Below are 19909 nucleotides of genomic sequence, written 5' to 3' on the forward strand. Positions count from 1 at the left end.
AATAAGTTTAATGAATAATAAATATTATACTTTTTTTATTAAAGAAGTTGAACAGTTAATTGCTAATGAAAAATATGAACAAGCGAAAGTTAAGTTAAAATTTGAATTAGATTTACCTTATATACCAAAAAAATATGAACAACAAATTATTAAACTTTATGATGAAATTCAACAGTTAACAAAAGAAAAACCAAATATTAAGCAATGAGATTTAGAGACAATTAAAGAAATTATTAATAATCCGTTTGATGAAGAAATTCATTTAGTAGCGTTTAATTTTTTAGAACAGCAAAATGCTAGAAAAATATTATCAACATTACGAGATTATCTAAAAAATTTGTTGTTTAGAAATGAAAATAAAACGCATTTGTTAATAGTTTTAAAAAGACAAGATATTGATGAGGTGTTTATTGTTCAAAAAACACATGGTCAGTATTTTGTTAATCCGATATTGATTTCTGAATTTCATCTTGATGAATGTACTAAAAAAGTTAAAACTATTTTAAGTAATTTTGTTTATAATGATAATCCTAGTTTAGAACAGGTTTGTTGATACTTATGAGAAAATTATTGATATAGTCAGTATCCTAATTTGCCATTAATGGCGGATCTTCCTGCGGTAGTTAGTGCTATTATTTATAAAGCACAAATTATGCAAGGTGATGATGATTGTAAGCTAGAACAGATTTGTCAAAGTTTAAAAACTGATGTTGTTCTTACTGAAAGATTTTTATTACAAATTGAAAAAGAACAAATTTTTTAAGATTTATTATTGGATATTTGTTAAAGTTTAATTGCATTTAGTAACTAATCAAGGGTATAATTAAATCGTTGAAATATAGGAGGATATTTGATGAAATTTACAAGTAAAAAAAATATTAAAGAAAATAAAGGAAAGTATATTATTGAATTTGAAAAAGAAGAATGAGAAGATATTATTGAAAAGGTAACAAATAAGTTAAAAGCCCGTTTACAAATACCAGGTTTTCGTAAAGGCAAAGTGCCAGAAGCAATGGTACAAAAATATTTAAGTGAAGCACAAATTTTGAATGAAGCTCATGATATTGCAGCTGATAAAGCGTGAAAATTTGCTTTATTAAAAGATGATCCATTAAAACCTTTTAATCAGCCAAGTTGGAATATTAATGCTTTGTCAATGGAAAAATATACTATTTCTTTTGAATTTGATTTAAAACCGGAAGTTAAAGTTGAAAAATATACAAATATAAAAATTGAGAAAATGGCAAATATTGTTAATGATGAGGATATTAATCGGGCACTTAGTCAGTTACAAGAAAAATCAGTTATTTTAGAAATTAAAGAAGATAAGATTACTAATGGTGATGTTGTTATTTTTGATTTTGAAGGGTTTAAAGATGGTAAGTCTTTTGCAGGTGGAAAAGCTGAAAATTTTAGTTTAGAAATTGGTTCAAAAAAGTTTATTCCTGGTTTTGAAGAACAAATGATTGGATTGATGGCTGGTGAAGAAAAGGATTTACTTGTATCGTTTCCTAAGGATTATTTACAACCAGATTTAGCAGGAAAAGAAGTAACTTTTAAAGTTAAAATTAAAGAAGTTAAAAATAAGATTGTTCCAGAAATTAATGATGATTTAGCAAAAGATGCTAATATTGATGGTATTGAAGATTTAGCACAATTAAAAAATTTTATTAAAGAAAATTTGATTAAGGAAAATGAAGAAAAAATTAAAGATGAGTTTATTAATAATTTATTATTAGAAATTTCTAAAACAGCAACGATTCATATTCCTCAATCAATTATTGATAAAGAAGTATTAAATCTTCAAGGTGAATTTGAGCAGAAGTTAAAAGAACAAAATATTGATTTAAAAGAATATTTGAAGTTAACTAAATTAACTGAATTAGATATTAAAAAACAGTTACGAGGTGACGCTAAAACAAAAATTAGTAATTATTTAATTTTACAAGAAATTATGAAGCAAGAAAAAATTCAAGTTAGTAATGATGAGGTAGAACAAGAAATTATTGAGTTTGCTAAGTTTTATAAGATGACACCAGAAGAAGCTAAAGAAAAAATTATGGATACTAGTATTGTTGAAGAAGGTTTAAAACATCGTAGGTTATTAAATTTTCTTTATGAGAATAATGGATAAAATAGATTTAGCACTTTAATATTGCAAGTGCTAAATTTTTATTATATAATTAAGTAAATCTGTTTTATGGAGGTATCATAATGATAGATAAAGAACAAATAAAGTCTTTGGAAAATATTCCTGTTTTGGTTACACGAGGTAGTTATATTTATCCTGGATTTGAGCAGGTTTTAGAAATTGGTCGTAATAAATCATTAAAGACTATTGAAGTGGCTAAGGATAATTTTGATAATCAAGTTATTTTAGTATCACAAAAAAAACCTTTAGATGATGAACCAACAATTGATGAAATATTTGATGTTGGAGTTATTGCTAATTTAAAAATAAAAAAAGTTTGAGAAGAAGGTTCGTTTACGGTTAATTTTAAGTCACTTAATCGGGTTAAATTACTGAATTTAAAAGATAATGGTACTTATTATGAAAGTGATATTGAGGTTTTAGAATCAAATCATGAAGGTAGTGTTGAAGAATTAGTTCAAAAAATTACTAATAATTTAACAGGATTATTGGAAATGCAAGAAGGTCTTCCTGAAGATATCTTACAAGAAATTAAGGTAAATATTAATAGTAGTCCCGGAGAAGTAATTGATACATTAGCACAGTTTTTACCTTTTTTACCGTTAGATAAAAAACAAGCTATTTTAGAAGAGTTGAATGTTGAACAACGCTTGAATCTTTTAGTTGATAATGTTAATAGTCGCAAGCAAACTGGTGAAATTGATCAAAATATTTCTGAAAGAATTAAAGTTAGAATTGATGAACAGCAAAAGAAATTTTATTTACGAGAAAAACTTGAAGCAATTAAAGAAGAGTTAGGTGAAATTGATGACGATAGTAATGAGATGAAGAAATATTTAGATCGTCTTCAAAAAGAACCATTTCCTGAGAGTATTAAAGTTCGTGTTAAGGAAGAAATTAATCGTTATGAAATGATGCCACAAGCATCAAGTGAAGCTAATATTATTAGAACATACATTGATTGGGTAATGGAGATTCCTTGACATGAAGAAAAGGAAGAAATTGAGGATTTACCATTTGCTTTACAAACTTTAGATAAATATCATTATGGTTTGGAAAAAGTTAAAGAACGAATTATTGAACATTTAGCTGTTAAACAAATGACTAAATCATTAAAAGGACAAATTATTTGTTTAGTAGGTCCTCCCGGAGTAGGAAAAACATCACTTGCTAAGTCAATTGCTGAAGCAACAGGAAGAAATTTTGTGAAGTTATCATTAGGTGGTGTTCGTGATGAATCAGAAATTCGTGGTCATCGAAAAACATATATTGGTTCAATGCCAGGAAGAATAATCCAATCAATGAAACGAGCTAAAAGTATTAATCCTTTATTTTTGCTTGATGAGATTGATAAGATGGTTAATGATTATCGTGGTGACCCTGCTAGTGCGATGTTGGAAGTATTAGACCCAGAACAAAATTTTGAGTTTTCTGATCATTACTTAGAAGAAAATTATGATTTATCAAAAGTAATGTTTATTGCTACGGCTAACTATATGGAAGATATTCCTGAACCATTATTAGACCGAATGGAAATTATTCAATTATCATCTTATACAGAAATTGAAAAAATGGAAATTGCTAAAAATCATTTAATTGCTAAAGTATTGCAAGGTAATGGTTTAAATGAGCAGTTATTAAAATTTGAAGATGGTGCAATTAAAGAAATTATTAAATATTATACTCGTGAAGCTGGTGTACGACAGTTAGAGCGATATTTGCATCAAATTGCGAGAAAGTTTATTGTTCGTTATTTAGCTAAACATTTAAGTGATGAATTAGTGAATATTGAAAAGGTTAAGCAATATCTAGGTAAACATAAGTTTGAATATACTGAAAAAGAAGGAACAGCTCAAATTGGTGTTGCTACTGGTTTAGCATATACTGCTTTTGGTGGCGATATTCTCTCAATAGAAGTAAATTTCTTTTCAGGTAAAGGACAGTTAGTTTTAACAGGAACTTTAGGTGATGTTATGAAGGAATCAGCAAATATTGCTTTGGATTATTTAAAAGCTAATAGTAAGAAGTTTAATATTGATTCCAAGTTTTTTAGTAATAATGGTATTCATATTCATGTTCCTGAGGGGGCAGTACCTAAAGATGGACCTTCAGCGGGGATTACAATAACAACAGCAATAATTTCTGCTTTAACTAAAAGACCTGTATCTAGTGATGTTGGAATGACTGGGGAAATAACTTTACGAGGGAATGTTTTACCAATTGGTGGTTTAAAAGAAAAATCAATTTCTGCTCATCGCAGTGGGATTAGTACAATTTTAATACCTGATAAAAATATGAAAGATTTAGATGATATTCCTAATGAGGTGTTAAATGAATTAAAAATTATTCCGATTAAACATTATGAAGAAGTATATGACTTTATTTTTAATTCTAATTCAACAATAGCATCCACTGATGTTATTACTGATGCTGTAGCAGTTGCTGCTTAATTACGAAGATAATTAATACTATTAAGAAATTCTTTATAGTATTTTTTTATATTATGATTATTTTATTTTTAAAATATTTTTTAAAAATAAATGTGAGTTAGTTATTTTTATTGTAAGAGTACTTTATAAATAAAAATATTTTTTATAAGGTTAATTGTATTTAATGTAATTATTAAAAGGGAATTTAGTGTGATTCTAAAACTGTCCCAGCAACTGTAATATTGACATTAATTATATAAGTCATTGAAAAGTTATTTTTGAGAAGGCATAATTAGTGGTTGAAATTAAGTCAGGAGACCTACCTTAGAAAAAATTATTTAATTCTCCTGGGGATGAGTTATTAAAAAATGATTTTAATTTGTGACTACTTCTAAAATTTATTTTTTAATCTTAAACCATCACCTAGTGGTGGTTTTTGTTTATAGTCAGGAGGCAATGATGAAATTAAATATTTTTAAATCAACAGTAGTTAGCATTGAAGAAGATAGTTATTGTGTTAAAAAACTAGTTTTATTATCATTTTTAACAGCAATGGTTATTTGTGTAAAATTTTTATTAGGTAATATTGCGGGTGTAGAATTAGTATCATTTTTGCTGTGCTTATATACCCTTTATTTTTCTTTACGAGATAGTATTTTTATTGTTACTATTTTTAACTTGTCAATAATGTTATTATATGGTTTTAGTACTTGAAATTTAGTATATTAGATTTCTTGCGATACCTTTTTTATTAAAATATTCTTATAAAATATAATTTATGAGGATATCAAAATATGAAAAATAATAAATTTAATACTCTTAATGATAAAGAATGGTTAAGATTAACAGGAATAAAAAAATCCACTTTTAATAAAATGTTAGATATTTTACAAGTAGCTGAAATAGAAAAATTTAAAAAAGGTGGTAAAACTAATAAATTATCACTAGAAAATAGATTATTGATGACTTTATCATATTGACGAGAATATCAGACTTATTTTCATCTTGGTAAAAATTTCGGAATTAGTGAAGCTAATTGTTATCGGAATATCAAGTGAATTGAAGATATTTTAATTAAAAACTCTGATTTTCAACAACTTGCTAGTAAAAAAGCACTAATAAATGATTATTTTAATGATAAAACTATTATTATTGATGCTACCGAAACTCCAATCCAACGCCCAAAAAAAGACAAAAACAATCTTATTCTGGTAAAAAGAAAAAACACACCATTAAAACACAAGTAATTATCGAACAAGAAACCAGAAAAATTATTGCAACAAGTTTTTCACTTGGGAAAAAACATGATTATGCTTTATTTAAAGAATCAAAAATCTCAATTTTAAAAAATACCAAATTAATAGTTGATAGTGGTTATCAAGGAATACAAAAAATTCACAATAATGTTCTAATACCTACAAAGAAAACAAAGAAAAACCATTTAAATAAAGCACAAAAACAACATAATAGACTAGTTTCAAAAATGAGAATTATTATTGAAAATATTTTTGCTATTCTTAAAAAATTTAAAATTATGACAGAAAAATATCGTAATCGTAGAAAAAGATTTGGTTTAAGATTTAATTTAATTGCCTCAATTTATAATTTGCAATTATTAATTTAACATAAAAGATTTATTTAAAATTAAAGAATTTAAATAATAAATTCATTTTTTGTTGTGGCAAAATATTAATTTTTTAGATAAAAGACATAATTAATTAAAATTATATTTTTCTATTACTGTCTTTTTACAAATATTTGTAATTTTTTAATAGGTTATGCAAGAAGTCTATTATATAGACTTTGAAAGTGCAAATTATGTTTCATTAGAAAGTTTAAGATTTAGAAATCAACTAAGAAAAATGAAAAATTAGGATTAGGAGTTAAAAAATAAAAGAAAAATTGCAATTTAAAATAACAATTAAAAATTAGAAAATTAAGGAGAAAAGAAAGATGAGTATATTTGGGCTAGTATTCTTTACAATTTTAACATTATTACTAGCATACTATATTGCGGTTAATATTTATCTTTTTTTTAAAGATAAAAAGAAATATGGCGGTGAAGCAAAACAGTTGCCAAAAGATTTTACTTATGCACAACGAATATTTATTGCAAAGTTTAAACGAAATTTGTTAGAACAAGATGAAAAAGAAATTAAAAAGTAGGTTTAGAAAATGTTTAAAAAAATAATTATTGAATTAATTGAATTAATTTATCCAACTGCTGATTTACCACCCCAAGTTGTATTTTTGAGATTTATTTATTCAAATTAAAATTATTCCGGCGTGAGTTTCTGGTAAAGAAATTGATTTAGCCAAAGAACTACTTTGACTTTTAATAGCGAATATTGCCTTTTGAATGGTATTAGTATTCATTATCTTATTTATGGTTATTTTATTTTATAAGGTTAAATCATATTTCGTTTAGAAGGGGGGTGATTATATGATTGGAACTTTCTTGGCCGATGCACCAGCAAAAATTACTGGCGAACAAGCGGTTACTAACTTATGAAAAGCATTAATTACAGCGTTCGGTAATATTTGAACTGATATTATTGGTGGTAATATGCCAAATGTCGTTAATTTCTTTGCTACATATTGAGTTTTCTTGCTTGATGTGATTATTGGTTTATTTTTAATCGCTTTCAAAATGCTTGAAAAATTAATGCTCGGCAGATAGTAATAAAAATAAAGAAAGTGTGATTTAAGTGATGCTATTGTTTAAAAAAATAAATTTAAGATTATATGATTTTGTGACTTTAAATCGCACTTTATTTATTATTGCGTGATTTTATGGTGCGATTTTGCATTATTATAATCCCCAAAGTTGACGAATGTTATTTGATATTATTTATTAATTGCTTTGTATATTTTATATACTAAAATTTCTCATTTCTTTGCTCGTCGAAGTTTTATTAATTTCTTATTAAATTCACCTTTAAATTTAGTAATTGGTGCTTTAGGAACTGGAAAAACCGCTTTAATGGTTTTAGCTTCTTACTTATTAAGTGGTTGAAAAACGATTTCTACTTTTCCGATTACAGATAAACAAATGCTTTCATTAGGGCATATGTCACTTTTAGATTATAATTATCCAATTTTAGATGAAAAGCATTTACTGTTATGAGATGAAACTAACTTATTTTTAGAAGGAACTGAGTATAAAGAAAATGATAGAGTAACCCAAGGTTTACAAGAATATTTCGCTTCGGCTCGCCAAATTTGCCCATATCATATTACCAAGCGGACAACGAGCTGAACATATATGAGTTAAAGTTCGTGATATTGCGAATTCAATAATTGTTGGTATTAGAAAAAAACCAGTTAGTATTTTCCGGCCCTATTTACAAGTTATTTACGGCACTTTTAAATCAGTAAGCGAATACGAACAATGACGATTAACTCTGATTAATGCTAAAAATGATAAAAAAGGTCGCAAAATCAAGTATCGTAGCATTCCGGAATTAGACATTTATTTCTTTAAATTGAAAATTCCGATGTCAATTTTAAACCTTTATGATAATAAATATTTATCATTCTTGCGTGAATTAAGTAATCGTGCTTTGAATGATAATTATCAACATAAATTTTGAAATGATAATGTAATGGATATTGAAACATTAGAATATTTAAAAATGGAAAAATTCAGTAAGATACTTACTAAGTTAAAAAACAATCTGAATAAGAAAAACAAGTAAAGGAGTTTAAAAAATGGAAAAATTAGAAAAAATGGCTAGTTTGATTGGCGATATGTTTTATAAAGTTTTTGATTTAATTTGAACTTTAACTATTCCCGGGACAGATATTCGCATTATTATTTTTCCGCTAATTATGCTTGTGATAAATATTGTAATTGGTGGCATTTTAGGTATTCATATCGAACGACCAAAAGTTGGTTTTCGTAAAAAATATCGAAAATCAGTTGCTAATTGAGGAACTAAGAAGCAATCATCTAGTGGTCCAATTAAGAAATTTAGTGGTAATAGTTCTAAAAACAGACCGTGAGTTAACCAACACGGACGGCGAATAAAAAGGTAGGTTTTTAAAATGTTTAAATTAACAATTTTATTTATTCTTGTTGCTGTTTTTTCTATTTTTGCTTTAAACGACTTTTTAGCTTTATGAGCCTATGTGGGTGAAGGTTTAGAATATTTTAATAAAGTTTTATCAAATAATATTAAAATTTTAGATTTGTTTAAACCAATGAAAAGGTTATTTTCTCAACATCCAATTTTCCAAATTTTAGGAAGGATTTGTATTTTATCAACAATATACTTTATTTTAAGAAGTTAAACGCAAAAGAAAGGACAAATAGATATGTATAAATTTATGTCGTGGTTAGGTATCGTTTTTGTTGGTTTAGTCCCTCTAGGTGCCTTCTTTGATACAAAACAACCACCAAAACCTAATATGGAACAATTCTTTATGAAACGGAAAAAACGAGCCACCAATCCTAGTCAATGTGTCGATAATTGTAAATTAGAGTTTTCCGAAATTTCAAATAGTTATTTAACTATAGTTCCTAGTTTTAATTCAACCGCTATAGATATTAGCAATGTTAAAAATCAATTGCCCTCTGATATTGTTGTCCCTAATTCCGGTTTTGAAGGTTTTGAATATGGTTTTAGATATGATGATTCTTCAACTAAAAAAGCGGTTCAAGACTTTTATAAATCTAATGCAACAAAAGTTGTTAAGGGCAATGTTCCTGGCGGTTCTTATTATGAGAGATATAATATTGATAAACTCGTTGATGTTAAAATTACATTTTCTAATCAAAATTACTCACAGAGATGAAATATAATATCCTTTTCCGCCGTTGTGTCTCATTAATTTAGTAATTTAATAAATATTCTTGAAAATCGTATTTTTTGTAATGCAATTTTCTTAATTTAAGGAGTTTAAAAATGAAATATATTATTTCCCAAGCTGATTTAGCAGATTTAAAAGCAAAAATTCAAAGTTGACTAAGTGCTAAGTGCCGTAATCCTTATTACTATAAAACTAAAAAACGCATTACTGCATATTTAAATTTATGTACTTATTTCTATATTGAAGAAATCACCTTAACAAAACTTATTAAAAAATATTTTAAGAATGCAACGAAAAGCTTTTATCGTTGGGCACAAAAATTATGACCGCTTATTATTCTGATAATTTAGATTTGTTATTGTTTAAAACTACAAAACCACAAAATCTTAATTATCAATATAGTTTAAATTCTCATGAAAAAGTATGTGATTTATATTTTGATTACAAAAATCTTCAAGCCGGCGGAATGTGGTCTTTATTTAACAATTTAAAAATTGGTTTTCACGATGTTAAAAATTCAGAAGTTCCAAAAAATATCAAAACTTTTTATCGTTGAATCAAATCTGACCCTCGTTGAAAAGAATTAAAACAACAAATCAAACAAACAAAACGCCATTTTAAGCGTTATGAAGTCTCCGAGATTGGTCTTTTACAAATGGATGCCAAAATTATTACTACATCAAATTTTCCGGTTGATAAAAAAAATTATATTTATGATTTTATTGACAAAATGACACGCATAGTATTTGGTTATGTTTATGATAGTTTAGGAACTAATAATGCGATTAACGCCGTGCAAAGAGCAATATATATGATTTTAAGAAGTTTGGAATAGAAATTAAGCGAATTAGAAGTGATAATGCTCCAGAATTTACTACTACTAACTGAAGTAATAAAAAATCGTAAAAAGTAAAAGAAAGGCCTTTTACAACCTTTCTTTCGAGGAACGGAATTGTCCACGAAACCACACCGATTTGTTCGCCACAGAGTAACGGTAAAATCGAGCGGTTTTATCAATATTATACCAAATTATTTTATTAGACTTCTTGCGATACCTTTTTTATTAAAATATTCTTATAAAATATAATTTATGAGGATATCAAAATATGAACAATAATAAATTTAATACTCTTAATGATAAAGAATGGTTAAGATTAACAGGAATAAAAAAATCCACTTTTAATAAAATGTTAGATATTTTACAAGTAGCTGAAATAGAAAAATTTAAAAAAGGTGGTAAAACTAATAAATTATCACTAGAAAATAGATTATTGATGACTTTATCATATTGACGAGAATATCAGACTTATTTTCATCTTGGTAAAAATTTCGGAATTAGTGAAGCTAATTGTTATCGGAATATCAAGTGAATTGAAGATATTTTAATTAAAAACTCTGATTTTCAACAACTTGCTGGTAAAAAAGCACTAATAAATGATTATTTTAATGATAAAACTATTATTATTATTGATGCTACCGAAACTCCAATCCAACGCCCAAAAAAAGACAAAAACAATCTTATTCTGGTAAAAAGAAAAAACACACCATTAAAACACAAGTAATTATCGAACAAGAAACCAGAAAAATTATTGCAACAAGTTTTTCACTTGGGAAAAAACATGATTATGCTTTATTTAAAGAATCAAAAATCCCAATTTTAAAAAATACCAAATTAATAGTTGATAGTGGTTATCAAGGAATACAAAAAATTCACAATAATGTTCTAATACCTACAAAGAAAACAAAGAAAAACCATTTAAATAAAGCACAAAAACAACATAATAGACTAGTTTCAAAAATGAGAATTATTATTGAAAATATTTTTGCTATTCTTAAAAAATTTAAAATTATGACAGAAAAATATCGTAATCGTAGAAAAAGATTTGGTTTAAGATTTAATTTAATTGCCTCAATTTATAATTTGCAATTATTAATTTAACATAAAAGATTTATTTAAAATTAAAGAATTTAAATAATAAATTCATTTTTTGTTGTGGCAAAATATTAATTTTTTAGATAAAAGACATAATTAATTAAAATTATATTTTTCTATTACTGTCTTTTTACAAATATTTGTAATTTTTTTAATAGGTTATGCAAGAAGTCTATTCTAAGGATACAAAATTAAACCAAAATGAACTTCAACATTATTTAAACAAATATTATTACTTTTACAACTTTGAACGCCGTCATTCATCTTTAAATACTAAAACCCCATTTCAAACATTACAAAAATTTTTAACAAAGTAGTTTCTAGAAGTTTGAATAATTATTTTTTACAAAGTATTTAACTTGTTATTTCAGTTGTGATTAAATTGATTACTCCTAAAATAATTAATATTTTTTTCATTATTGTTATTTTCCTTTTTTTTAGTTGGTTTATTATTTTTTAAATATTATTATCAATTAAGCGACTCTATTGAAACAGTATAATTAACATTTATATTTCCAGTATAAAAATTTAAATTATTTGATTTAATTTGAGCACTAGTTAAAGTAATATTTAAAATATTAATTTTATTTATATATATACTAGGATATAGTTCTTTTAATTTATCCTTGATTTGTTGCTCTGTTGGATTAGATAAATTACTAGTTTTAAATTCACCTAAAGTGGTATTTGTAATAATTTTATTTAAATTAACATTAGATATAAAATTAACTTTTGCACTACCACTTAAAAGGTCTTTTCTTTTAAAAGTTATTTCTGCATTTTCAAATGTTATATCTTTAATTTCAAAATCATCTATAACATTTTCTAATTTTCTATTTAATTCTTTTAATTTATCTTTAATTTGCTGTTCCGTTGGTTTATGAACTCCATCAGTTCTAATTAAGCCTAATTCCTTTTTTTTCAATATATAATCTTAGTGGTATAGAATAGACTTCTTGCATAACCTATTAAAAAAATTACAAATATTTGTAAAAAGACAGTAATAGAAAAATATAATTTTAATTAATTATGTCTTTTATCTAAAAAATTAATATTTTGCCACAACAAAAAATGAATTTATTATTTAAATTCTTTAATTTTAAATAAATCTTTTATGTTAAATTAATAATTGCAAATTATAAATTGAGGCAATTAAATTAAATCTTAAACCAAATCTTTTTCTACGATTACGATATTTTTCTGTCATAATTTTAAATTTTTTAAGAATAGCAAAAATATTTTCAATAATAATTCTCATTTTTGAAACTAGTCTATTATGTTGTTTTTGTGCTTTATTTAAATGGTTTTTCTTTGTTTTCTTTGTAGGTATTAGAACATTATTGTGAATTTTTTGTATTCCTTGATAACCACTATCAACTATTAATTTGGTATTTTTTAAAATTGGGATTTTTGATTCTTTAAATAAAGCATAATCATGTTTTTTCCCAAGTGAAAAACTTGTTGCAATAATTTTTCTGGTTTCTTGTTCGATAATTACTTGTGTTTTAATGGTGTGTTTTTTCTTTTTACCAGAATAAGATTGTTTTTGTCTTTTTTTGGGCGTTGGATTGGAGTTTCGGTAGCATCAATAATAATAATAATAGTTTTATCATTAAAATAATCATTTATTAGTGCTTTTTTACCAGCAAGTTGTTGAAAATCAGAGTTTTTAATTAAAATATCTTCAATTCACTTGATATTGCGATAACAATTAGCTTCACTAATTCCGAAATTTTTACCAAGATGAAAATAAGTCTGATATTCTCGTCAATATGATAAAGTCATCAATAATCTATTTTCTAGTGATAATTTATTAGTTTTACCACCTTTTTTAAATTTTTCTATTTCAGCTACTTGTAAAATATCTAACATTTTATTAAAAGTGGATTTTTTTATTCCTGTTAATCTTAACCATTCTTTATCATTAAGAGTATTAAATTTATTATTGTTCATATTTTGATATCCTCATAAATTATATTTTATAAGAATATTTTAATAAAAAAGGTATAGCAAGAAGTCTATTATATAAAATTATATATGTTATAATTAAAAAAATCTTATTCATTTTGAAAAGAGGGAAAATATTAATGTTAATTAAAAAACTTTATGAAACATATAAGGCCATTGTTGGTCAAGAAATTACTTTAAAAGGTTGAGTACGAACTAATCGTGATTCTGGTAAAGTAGGTTTTATTAGTTTAAATGATGGTAGTTATTTGGATAGTATTCAAGTTGTTTATAATCAAGAAATTAAAACTTTTAATTTCATTAAAAGTTTGCGAACAGGTGCTTCAATTGCAGTAACAGGAGTATTAGTTTTGCCAGATAAAGGTAAAGGTAAAGAATTGTTTGAAATTAAAGCAAAAAATATAAAAATATATAATAATGCTGTGGAACAATATCCATTACAAAAAAAAGAACATTCTAATGAGTATTTACGAGAAATTCCTCATTTGCGAGCTAGAACTAATAAGTTTTGAGCTATTTTTAAGATTAGAAGTAGTGTTAGTTATGCGATTCATTTCTTTTTTCAAAGAAATGACTTTTTATATTTGCATTCGCCAATTATTACTAGTAATGATGCTGAAGGTGCAGGTGAAGCATTTATTGTGACAACTCGTGAAGATAATAATTATCAACAAGATTTCTTTTCTAAAAAGGCTAATTTAACTGTTTCTGGACAATTAAATGCTGAAGCATATGCACAAGCATTTAATCGTGTTTATACTTTTGGACCAACTTTTCGAGCCGAGAAGTCTCATACTTCTCGGCATGTAGCTGAATTTTGAATGGTAGAACCAGAGGTGGCATATAGTTCGTTAGAAGAAAATATGAAATTAGGAGAAGAATTAATTAAATATATTATTAATTATATTTTAGAAAATAATAAAAAAGAATTAAAGTTTCTAAATGATAATGTTGATAATAATTTATTAGATAAACTAAAGACAATAGTAACTGTTAAATTTGTAATTATGACTTATGATGATGCGATTATGGAATTAATTAAAGTTAAAGACCGTTTTGAAAATCAAGATATTCATTGAGGAATGGATTTACAAACTGAACATGAAAGATATTTATGTGAACAATTAACTAATAAGCCAACATTTATTACTAATTATCCACAAGTTATTAAAGCATTTTATATGAAAACTAATGAGGATAATAAAACTGTTCAAGCAATGGATTTATTAGTTCCTGGAATTGGCGAATTAATTGGTGGTAGTCAAAGGGAAGATAATTATGAAAAGTTATTAGCAAAAATGCAAATGGCTAATTTAGATATTAAGGATTTTCAATGATATTTAAATTTAAGACAGTATGGGTATGCTCCAAGTGGTGGTTTTGGTTTAGGATTAGAACGATTAATTATGTATTTGACAGGAGTGACAAATATTCGTGATGTTTTACCATTCCCACGGGTACCTAACAGTTTAGAATTTTAAAAAAAGATAAAGTTTTAACAAACTTTATCTTTTTAATTAGTAATTTCTTCATGTGTTTTAGCAAATAATAAAGTTTTACTTGTATAGAGGTCATAATCAGTTGTAATTGATTGTACGTGCCCAGCATCTTTTATAACTAGTAGTTCACTAATTTGTTTTTCTTCATCACGAATTTTATGATGATAAATATCATAAGCCATATATAATGGAACAAAATTATCTTTTTCACCATGAATAATTAGTAATGGGATAGTAGCACATTTTTTTAAATTATTTTTAGGAACTAATTTTTTAACTTTTAGTTCATTAACTAATCGTAATGATAATCGCATTACTGATATTGTTCAAAATCAATGTTTTTTAAAAATTGTCATACTCATCCATCGTAGTTGTTCAATAAAACTACTATAAGCACAATCACTAATTGCTCAAGATACTTTTAATTCTTTAATTTTTTCACTGTATTCTTTAATGAATTCAATAATGGTACTTCCACCCATTGAATTACCAATTAAACCAATTGATTGGACAATAAAGTTCTTATGTAAATATTTTATGACCATTGCTAGATCATGTTTTTCAAAAAAACCAAATCCAATAGTTTTAGCACTAGATTTACCGTGGTTGCGTGCATCAAATGATACAATATTGTATCCTTCATTATAAAAATGTCTTGTCATTCTTAAAGCTAAAAATTTGTTTTCTGTTCATCCGTGCATAGCAATAACTCATTTATTATTTTTATTGTTAGGATTAATTAAGATTAAACTGCTAAGAACAGTATTACCATTAATAATTTCATGTTCTTGAAATTTGAGATTGTTTCTTTCTTTTGTGCTGAAAGCAATTAAAGAATTATTTTTAATAATACTATCAGTAGTTAAAACAGCTAAACTATATTTTTCAGTACCATGATATAAGGGGTCATATTTACCAAATCGATGAAATGTATTTGTGAAACGAGGCATAACATAAAAATTTTTACAACATATATATAATAGATATCATATTAAAATAGGGAAAGTTAAAATAATGATAATTAAATTAAAAAATGATAGTCGTTTAAACTTTCTTGATAGGGGATTTTTAATTTGCGTAATTTCCATAATTTTAACCTCATATTTTAGTAATATATTTATTTTATCATTTTATTAATATTATATGATAATAAATTAATTAGGTAATATATAAAGGCAAATGTTATAATTACTATATTGAGGGAGTGGTAATGGTGACAATCAGTTTTATTTTAACTAGTTCTAATGATAATAATAAGTTAGAAGTAACATTAAATAGTATTTTAAAACAAAAGGGTAAAGATTATGAAATTATTATTGTGGATGATAAAACAAAAGACGATACTCTAGAATATATTACTAAATTTTTTCAAGAACATAGTGATACTATTAAAGTTATTAGTAGTTGAAAGGAAATTGAAACCGCTAATGCTTGAAATTTAGCATTAAGTAATGCTAAAGGAAGTTATGTTTTATTTTTACAACCAGGATATAAATTAATAAATAATTTTATGGAAAATATTATCCAAGAAATTAATAATAATGATGAACCTGATTTAATTGAATTTATGGTTCAATATTCTAATGTTTATCATCATATTTCTTCACGAAGATTAAAAAATAATAATTTGTATCATCCTCTTTTAAATCGGGAAGTCTTTGCTTTAATTCATCACTCACTATTTAATAAGTTATTTAAAAGAAAGATTATTACTAGTCATAAAATTACTTTTCGTCGCTCTAATCGTTTTGATTTATTATTTATTTATAAAATATTACCGTGAATTGAAACTTTATATACGAGCACTAAAATATTAGTAGATATTGAAATTGAGCCGTTCTTAAATTTTAATAGTTTTGATTTTTTAAAGCAATGAGTTCATATTTATAACTATTATAAACAAATAAACTTAGCACGAGAGTTAATTGAAGAATTGGAATATGCATTTGTTCGTTTTCATTACTATACATTTTTAAAAGTTATTGCTCCAACAGGAAATAAAGTATTAGTTAAAAAAGCTATTCAAGAAGTTACAAATAAAGTTACGAAAAGATTTCCTCACTGAGAAAAAAATCAATATCTCAATTTAGTAACAGATGATTTGTTCAATAAAGATGTTGCTAAAGATTGAAAAAAATATTTAAAGAATTTTGTTTAATGGATATTATGAAAATTAAAACTATTAGTAGTGATAATGACACTATAAGAAAAAAAACGCCATATTTTTTAGTAAAACTTTGAAAAGTAATTTTTGCTAGAGTGATTGATTATGTAATTATCAGTATGATCATTTTTATTATTACTTGGGGAATTTATCAAAATCAATATCTTAATGACTGACAAAAAGCAATTATTAATCATTTCAGTGCATTGTCATTATTAATGTCTTATTTTGTTATGATGCCATATTTTTGTCAAGGTAGAACAATAGCAAAATTTATTTTTTGTTTTAAATTAATCAAAGAAGGTCAAAATAAGATTCGGATTTGAGATTTATTATATCGGGAATTGTTTATTACAATTATTCCGTGAGTAATTTTGATTATTAGTAATTTATTTGTTAGCTTAGTTTTTAAATATCCAATTTTTATTTTTAATTATCAAAACATTTTTGTAATTACTAAACCACAACATTCTTTACCGTTAGCTGTAACAATTACATTAAGATTAATGGGATTATTTTATTTATTATGATATGGTTCATTAATGTTACTTTATAAGTTTGATGTTAAAAATCAATTATTCTTTGATCGCTATTTATACATTTATATTGTTAATGTTCGTTATCATCAAGAGAAAAAGCAAGAAAAAGAAAAATTACAAGATAATAAAATTCATATTCATTTACAAGAGTCTTTACCGGGAACTATTGATAGTAAAGAATTAAAAGCAATTGAAGAGTTATAAAAGGAGTAGAAGATGTATATAAACCATTTAAATGAAGAACAAAAATTAGCAGTTTTAAGTAGTGAAGGTGCTAATAGAATTATAGCAGGTGCGGGAAGCGGCAAAACAAGAGTTATTATTTATAAAATTGCTCATTTGATTCATAATTTGGCCATTAGTAGTAATCAAATTTTAGCTGTAACTTTTACTAATAAAGCAGCTAATGAAATGAAGAGTCGATTAAATGAATTGGTTGGCGATCAATCTAAATATACATGAGTTCATACATATCATGCCTTTTGTGTTCGGGTTTTAAGAAATGATATTATGGTTTTGGGATATACAAAAGATTTTATTATTATTGATACTGTTGATAAAATTAATATTTTAAAAGATATTATTAAAAATAAGCAATATAATTTTGATAGTAATGAAATTAAGAAAGTTAGTAGTATGATTTCTTATTGAAAAAATCATCAATTATCGTATCGTGATGTTATTAATAGTGATTTTTATAATGAACATAAGCAACAATGATTGGAAATTTATAAGATTTATTTACAATATTTGCCTAAGAATAATATGGTTGATTTTGATGATTTATTAACTTTAACTTTAGAATTATTTTTGCATCATTCAGAGGTATTACAAAAGTGACAAAAGCGATTTTCGTATGTTTTAGTTGATGAATTTCAAGATACTAATGAATTACAGTTTGAATTAATTAATTATTTAGTAAAAATCCATCAAAATATTACTGTTGTTGGTGACCCAGATCAAACAATTTATTCTTTTCGGGGGGCAAAAGCAAGATTAATTTTAGATTTTGATAATTATTTTCCTAATGGGAAAAGTTTTATTCTTAATCAAAATTATCGTTCAACACAAAATATTTTAGATGTGGCAAATATTCTTATTAGTAATAATCATTCACGAATAGCTAAAGATTTATTTACTATGAATGACCGTGGTAGTAAGACAAAATTATATCATGGTAATACTAGTATTCGTGAAACTAACTGGGTGGCAAAAGAAATTAAAAAGTTAGTTGAGAAAAATATTTTATTAAATAATATTTTAATTCTTTATCGTGCTAACTATCTTTCTCGTGATTTAGAAGAAGCATTAATTAATAATCATATTAATTACCATATTTATGGTGGTTTTAAATTTTTTGAAAGAAAAGAAATTAAGGATGTTTTAGCTTACTTAAAAACTTTAGTTTATGGTGATCAATTATCAACAGTAAGAGTTTTGAATTTGATTAAAGGTGTGGGGATGACAACAATTAATAATTTAATTGAACAATCACAAAATAATCACCAATCACTTTTAGAATATTTAATGCTAAATGTTGCTAGTTTAAAACCATCAATAATTGAATTAGTTACATATTTAAAAGTTTGAAAAGAGAAACTAAAATCATATGAAAAGATGACTTTATTCAGTCAAGATTTTTTAAATAACGGTAATTACTTACAACAATTAGCAGATGGTTTTGAAGAAGAACGCTTAGAAAATGTTAAAGAATTATTTAATCATATGGAAAATTATGATTTGCAAAATGTTGATTTATTACAAGGAATGGAATTATTACAACATTATTTACAAGAAGTTAGTTTATATGTTGATCAAGATGAAAATTCTGCTGATCAAGATAGAGTTAGTTTGATGACGATTCATAATGCTAAAGGTTTGGAATATGATTTTGTATTTATTATTGGTTTAAATGAAGGCATTTTTCCTAATACCTTAAGTATTGAAGAAGGAATTTCTGCTATTGAAGAAGAACGAAGAGTTTTATATGTTGCGATTACAAGAGCAAGAAAAGGATTATTTTTAAGTTATAGTGAAGGGTTTTCTTATGTAACTAATAATTACCGCTTACCTTCAAGATTTGTTATTGAAATTAATCCTAGTTTATTAGAACTTAAAAGCGATGAACAATTAGAAGATACTAAGGGGTCATTAAGTTGAACAATACCGAAAAATATTTCTTTAACACCAGCAAAAAAATCGCAATGAAAAACTGGTGATATTATTCAACATTCTACTTTTGGTAAAGGAATTGTAACTAATATTTTAAATTCTAATGTTGAAGTCGCTTTTAATAGTGGGATTAAAGTTTTACGATCTAATCACCCATTATTAAAGAAGGTTTTGAGTGAAAATTAAATATCTAGTTTTTAATTGCTGTTTATGTTAGTATTAACTTACATTTATTAATTAT

At 25.0% G+C, this 19909-nt stretch carries 26 protein-coding genes, 1 pseudogene and 1 riboswitch; of the genes and pseudogenes, 24 read left to right on the top strand and 3 right to left on the bottom strand.

Going from position 1 to position 19909, the window contains the following annotated elements; translation table 4 throughout:
- The first annotated feature begins 10 nt into the window (after positions 1-10).
- From AACK86_RS02170 to AACK86_RS02255, 20 genes are all read left to right on the top strand, one after another.
- Entirely contained in the window at positions 11-763 is a 753-nt protein-coding gene (locus AACK86_RS02170) for a hypothetical protein (RefSeq protein WP_338982311.1), read from the top strand.
- A 90-nt stretch (positions 764-853) separates the two neighbouring features.
- On the top strand, positions 854-2134 hold the full coding sequence (gene tig / locus AACK86_RS02175; RefSeq protein ID WP_338982312.1) for a trigger factor: 1281 nt from the start codon (positions 854-856) through the stop codon (positions 2132-2134).
- A gap of 80 nt (positions 2135-2214) precedes the next feature.
- A complete protein-coding gene (lon, locus tag AACK86_RS02180) occupies positions 2215-4602 on the top strand; it encodes an endopeptidase La (RefSeq protein ID WP_338982314.1) in 2388 nt (795 codons plus the stop codon).
- Between the two features lie 130 nt (positions 4603-4732).
- Positions 4733-4922, top strand: a riboswitch (cobalamin riboswitch).
- Between the two features lie 118 nt (positions 4923-5040).
- A complete protein-coding gene (locus AACK86_RS02185) occupies positions 5041-5310 on the top strand; it encodes a hypothetical protein (protein ID WP_338982316.1) in 270 nt (89 codons plus the stop codon).
- A gap of 65 nt (positions 5311-5375) precedes the next feature.
- Positions 5376-5828 carry a transposase family protein gene (locus AACK86_RS07110; protein ID WP_422398277.1) on the top strand — a complete coding sequence of 151 codons (453 nt, stop codon included), beginning with the start codon at positions 5376-5378 and terminating at the stop codon, positions 5826-5828.
- Complete coding sequence (locus AACK86_RS07115) at positions 5813-6205, top strand: transposase family protein (protein WP_338982644.1); 393 nt, start codon at positions 5813-5815, stop codon at positions 6203-6205. The genes AACK86_RS07110 and AACK86_RS07115 overlap by 16 nt, the downstream gene beginning before the upstream one ends.
- Positions 6206-6534: 329 nt before the next feature.
- Positions 6535-6747, top strand: coding sequence for a hypothetical protein (locus tag AACK86_RS02195; protein WP_338982321.1), 213 nt, complete (start codon positions 6535-6537; stop codon positions 6745-6747).
- 76 nt (positions 6748-6823) lie between these two features.
- Positions 6824-7009 (top strand): hypothetical protein, encoded by a 186-nt coding sequence (locus AACK86_RS02200; protein ID WP_338981507.1) that lies wholly within the window; start codon positions 6824-6826, stop codon positions 7007-7009.
- 15 nt (positions 7010-7024) lie between these two features.
- Entirely contained in the window at positions 7025-7261 is a 237-nt protein-coding gene (locus AACK86_RS02205) for a hypothetical protein (protein WP_338982323.1), read from the top strand.
- 31 nt (positions 7262-7292) lie between these two features.
- Complete coding sequence (locus AACK86_RS02210; protein WP_338982325.1) at positions 7293-7439, top strand: hypothetical protein; 147 nt, start codon at positions 7293-7295, stop codon at positions 7437-7439.
- Positions 7409-7855, top strand: coding sequence for a hypothetical protein (locus AACK86_RS02215; protein WP_338982326.1), 447 nt, complete (start codon positions 7409-7411; stop codon positions 7853-7855). The genes AACK86_RS02210 and AACK86_RS02215 overlap by 31 nt, the downstream gene beginning before the upstream one ends.
- A gap of 211 nt (positions 7856-8066) precedes the next feature.
- A complete protein-coding gene (locus AACK86_RS02220; protein ID WP_338982328.1) occupies positions 8067-8279 on the top strand; it encodes a hypothetical protein in 213 nt (70 codons plus the stop codon).
- Between the two features lie 13 nt (positions 8280-8292).
- On the top strand, positions 8293-8619 hold the full coding sequence (locus AACK86_RS02225; RefSeq protein ID WP_338982330.1) for a hypothetical protein: 327 nt from the start codon (positions 8293-8295) through the stop codon (positions 8617-8619).
- 9 nt (positions 8620-8628) lie between these two features.
- Positions 8629-8874 carry a hypothetical protein gene (locus AACK86_RS02230; RefSeq protein ID WP_338982332.1) on the top strand — a complete coding sequence of 82 codons (246 nt, stop codon included), beginning with the start codon at positions 8629-8631 and terminating at the stop codon, positions 8872-8874.
- Between the two features lie 36 nt (positions 8875-8910).
- Entirely contained in the window at positions 8911-9414 is a 504-nt protein-coding gene (locus AACK86_RS02235) for a hypothetical protein (RefSeq protein WP_338982334.1), read from the top strand.
- Between the two features lie 74 nt (positions 9415-9488).
- Positions 9489-9743, top strand: a complete 255-nt coding sequence (locus AACK86_RS02240) for a hypothetical protein (protein WP_338982336.1) — start codon at positions 9489-9491, stop codon at positions 9741-9743.
- Positions 9716-10228, top strand: a complete 513-nt coding sequence (locus AACK86_RS02245; RefSeq protein ID WP_338982338.1) for a hypothetical protein — start codon at positions 9716-9718, stop codon at positions 10226-10228. The genes AACK86_RS02240 and AACK86_RS02245 overlap by 28 nt, the downstream gene beginning before the upstream one ends.
- A gap of 271 nt (positions 10229-10499) precedes the next feature.
- Positions 10500-10955 carry a transposase family protein gene (locus tag AACK86_RS07120; RefSeq protein ID WP_422398228.1) on the top strand — a complete coding sequence of 152 codons (456 nt, stop codon included), beginning with the start codon at positions 10500-10502 and terminating at the stop codon, positions 10953-10955.
- On the top strand, positions 10940-11332 hold the full coding sequence (locus AACK86_RS07125; RefSeq protein ID WP_422398306.1) for a transposase family protein: 393 nt from the start codon (positions 10940-10942) through the stop codon (positions 11330-11332). The genes AACK86_RS07120 and AACK86_RS07125 overlap by 16 nt, the downstream gene beginning before the upstream one ends.
- A 155-nt stretch (positions 11333-11487) precedes the next feature.
- The gene (locus AACK86_RS02255; RefSeq protein ID WP_338982340.1) at positions 11488-11643 is read left to right on the top strand and encodes a hypothetical protein; all 156 of its coding nucleotides are present in this window, start codon (positions 11488-11490) and stop codon (positions 11641-11643) included.
- Positions 11644-11792: 149 nt separating this feature from the next.
- Here the strand turns inward: AACK86_RS02255 and AACK86_RS02260 are convergent, their stop codons facing one another.
- Positions 11793-12251, bottom strand: coding sequence for a hypothetical protein (locus AACK86_RS02260; RefSeq protein WP_338982342.1), 459 nt, complete (start codon positions 12249-12251; stop codon positions 11793-11795).
- A 192-nt stretch (positions 12252-12443) separates the two neighbouring features.
- Positions 12444-13279, bottom strand: a pseudogene (locus AACK86_RS02265) (IS5 family transposase).
- A 134-nt stretch (positions 13280-13413) separates the two neighbouring features.
- Between AACK86_RS02265 and asnS the strand changes: the two are divergent.
- On the top strand, positions 13414-14775 hold the full coding sequence (asnS, locus tag AACK86_RS02270; protein WP_338982346.1) for an asparagine--tRNA ligase: 1362 nt from the start codon (positions 13414-13416) through the stop codon (positions 14773-14775).
- A gap of 32 nt (positions 14776-14807) precedes the next feature.
- Here the strand turns inward: asnS and AACK86_RS02275 are convergent, their stop codons facing one another.
- Positions 14808-15743 (bottom strand): alpha/beta hydrolase, encoded by a 936-nt coding sequence (locus AACK86_RS02275; RefSeq protein WP_338982348.1) that lies wholly within the window; start codon positions 15741-15743, stop codon positions 14808-14810.
- 260 nt (positions 15744-16003) lie between these two features.
- Between AACK86_RS02275 and AACK86_RS02280 the strand changes: the two genes are divergently transcribed.
- The 3 genes from AACK86_RS02280 to AACK86_RS02290 are packed head-to-tail and all read left to right on the top strand — an operon-like array spanning position 16004 to position 19854.
- The gene (locus tag AACK86_RS02280) at positions 16004-16951 is read left to right on the top strand and encodes a glycosyltransferase family 2 protein (protein ID WP_338982350.1); all 948 of its coding nucleotides are present in this window, start codon (positions 16004-16006) and stop codon (positions 16949-16951) included.
- Positions 16951-17700, top strand: coding sequence for an RDD family protein (locus AACK86_RS02285; protein ID WP_338982352.1), 750 nt, complete (start codon positions 16951-16953; stop codon positions 17698-17700). Before AACK86_RS02280 ends, AACK86_RS02285 begins: the two co-directional genes overlap by 1 nt.
- A 12-nt stretch (positions 17701-17712) precedes the next feature.
- A complete protein-coding gene (locus AACK86_RS02290) occupies positions 17713-19854 on the top strand; it encodes an ATP-dependent helicase (protein ID WP_338982354.1) in 2142 nt (713 codons plus the stop codon).
- Positions 19855-19909: the final 55 nt, after the last annotated feature.

The sequence above is a fragment of the Spiroplasma endosymbiont of Eupeodes luniger genome, from assembly GCF_964019525.1.
Lineage (GTDB): Bacteria > Bacillota_I > Bacilli_A > Mycoplasmatales > Nriv7 > Nriv7.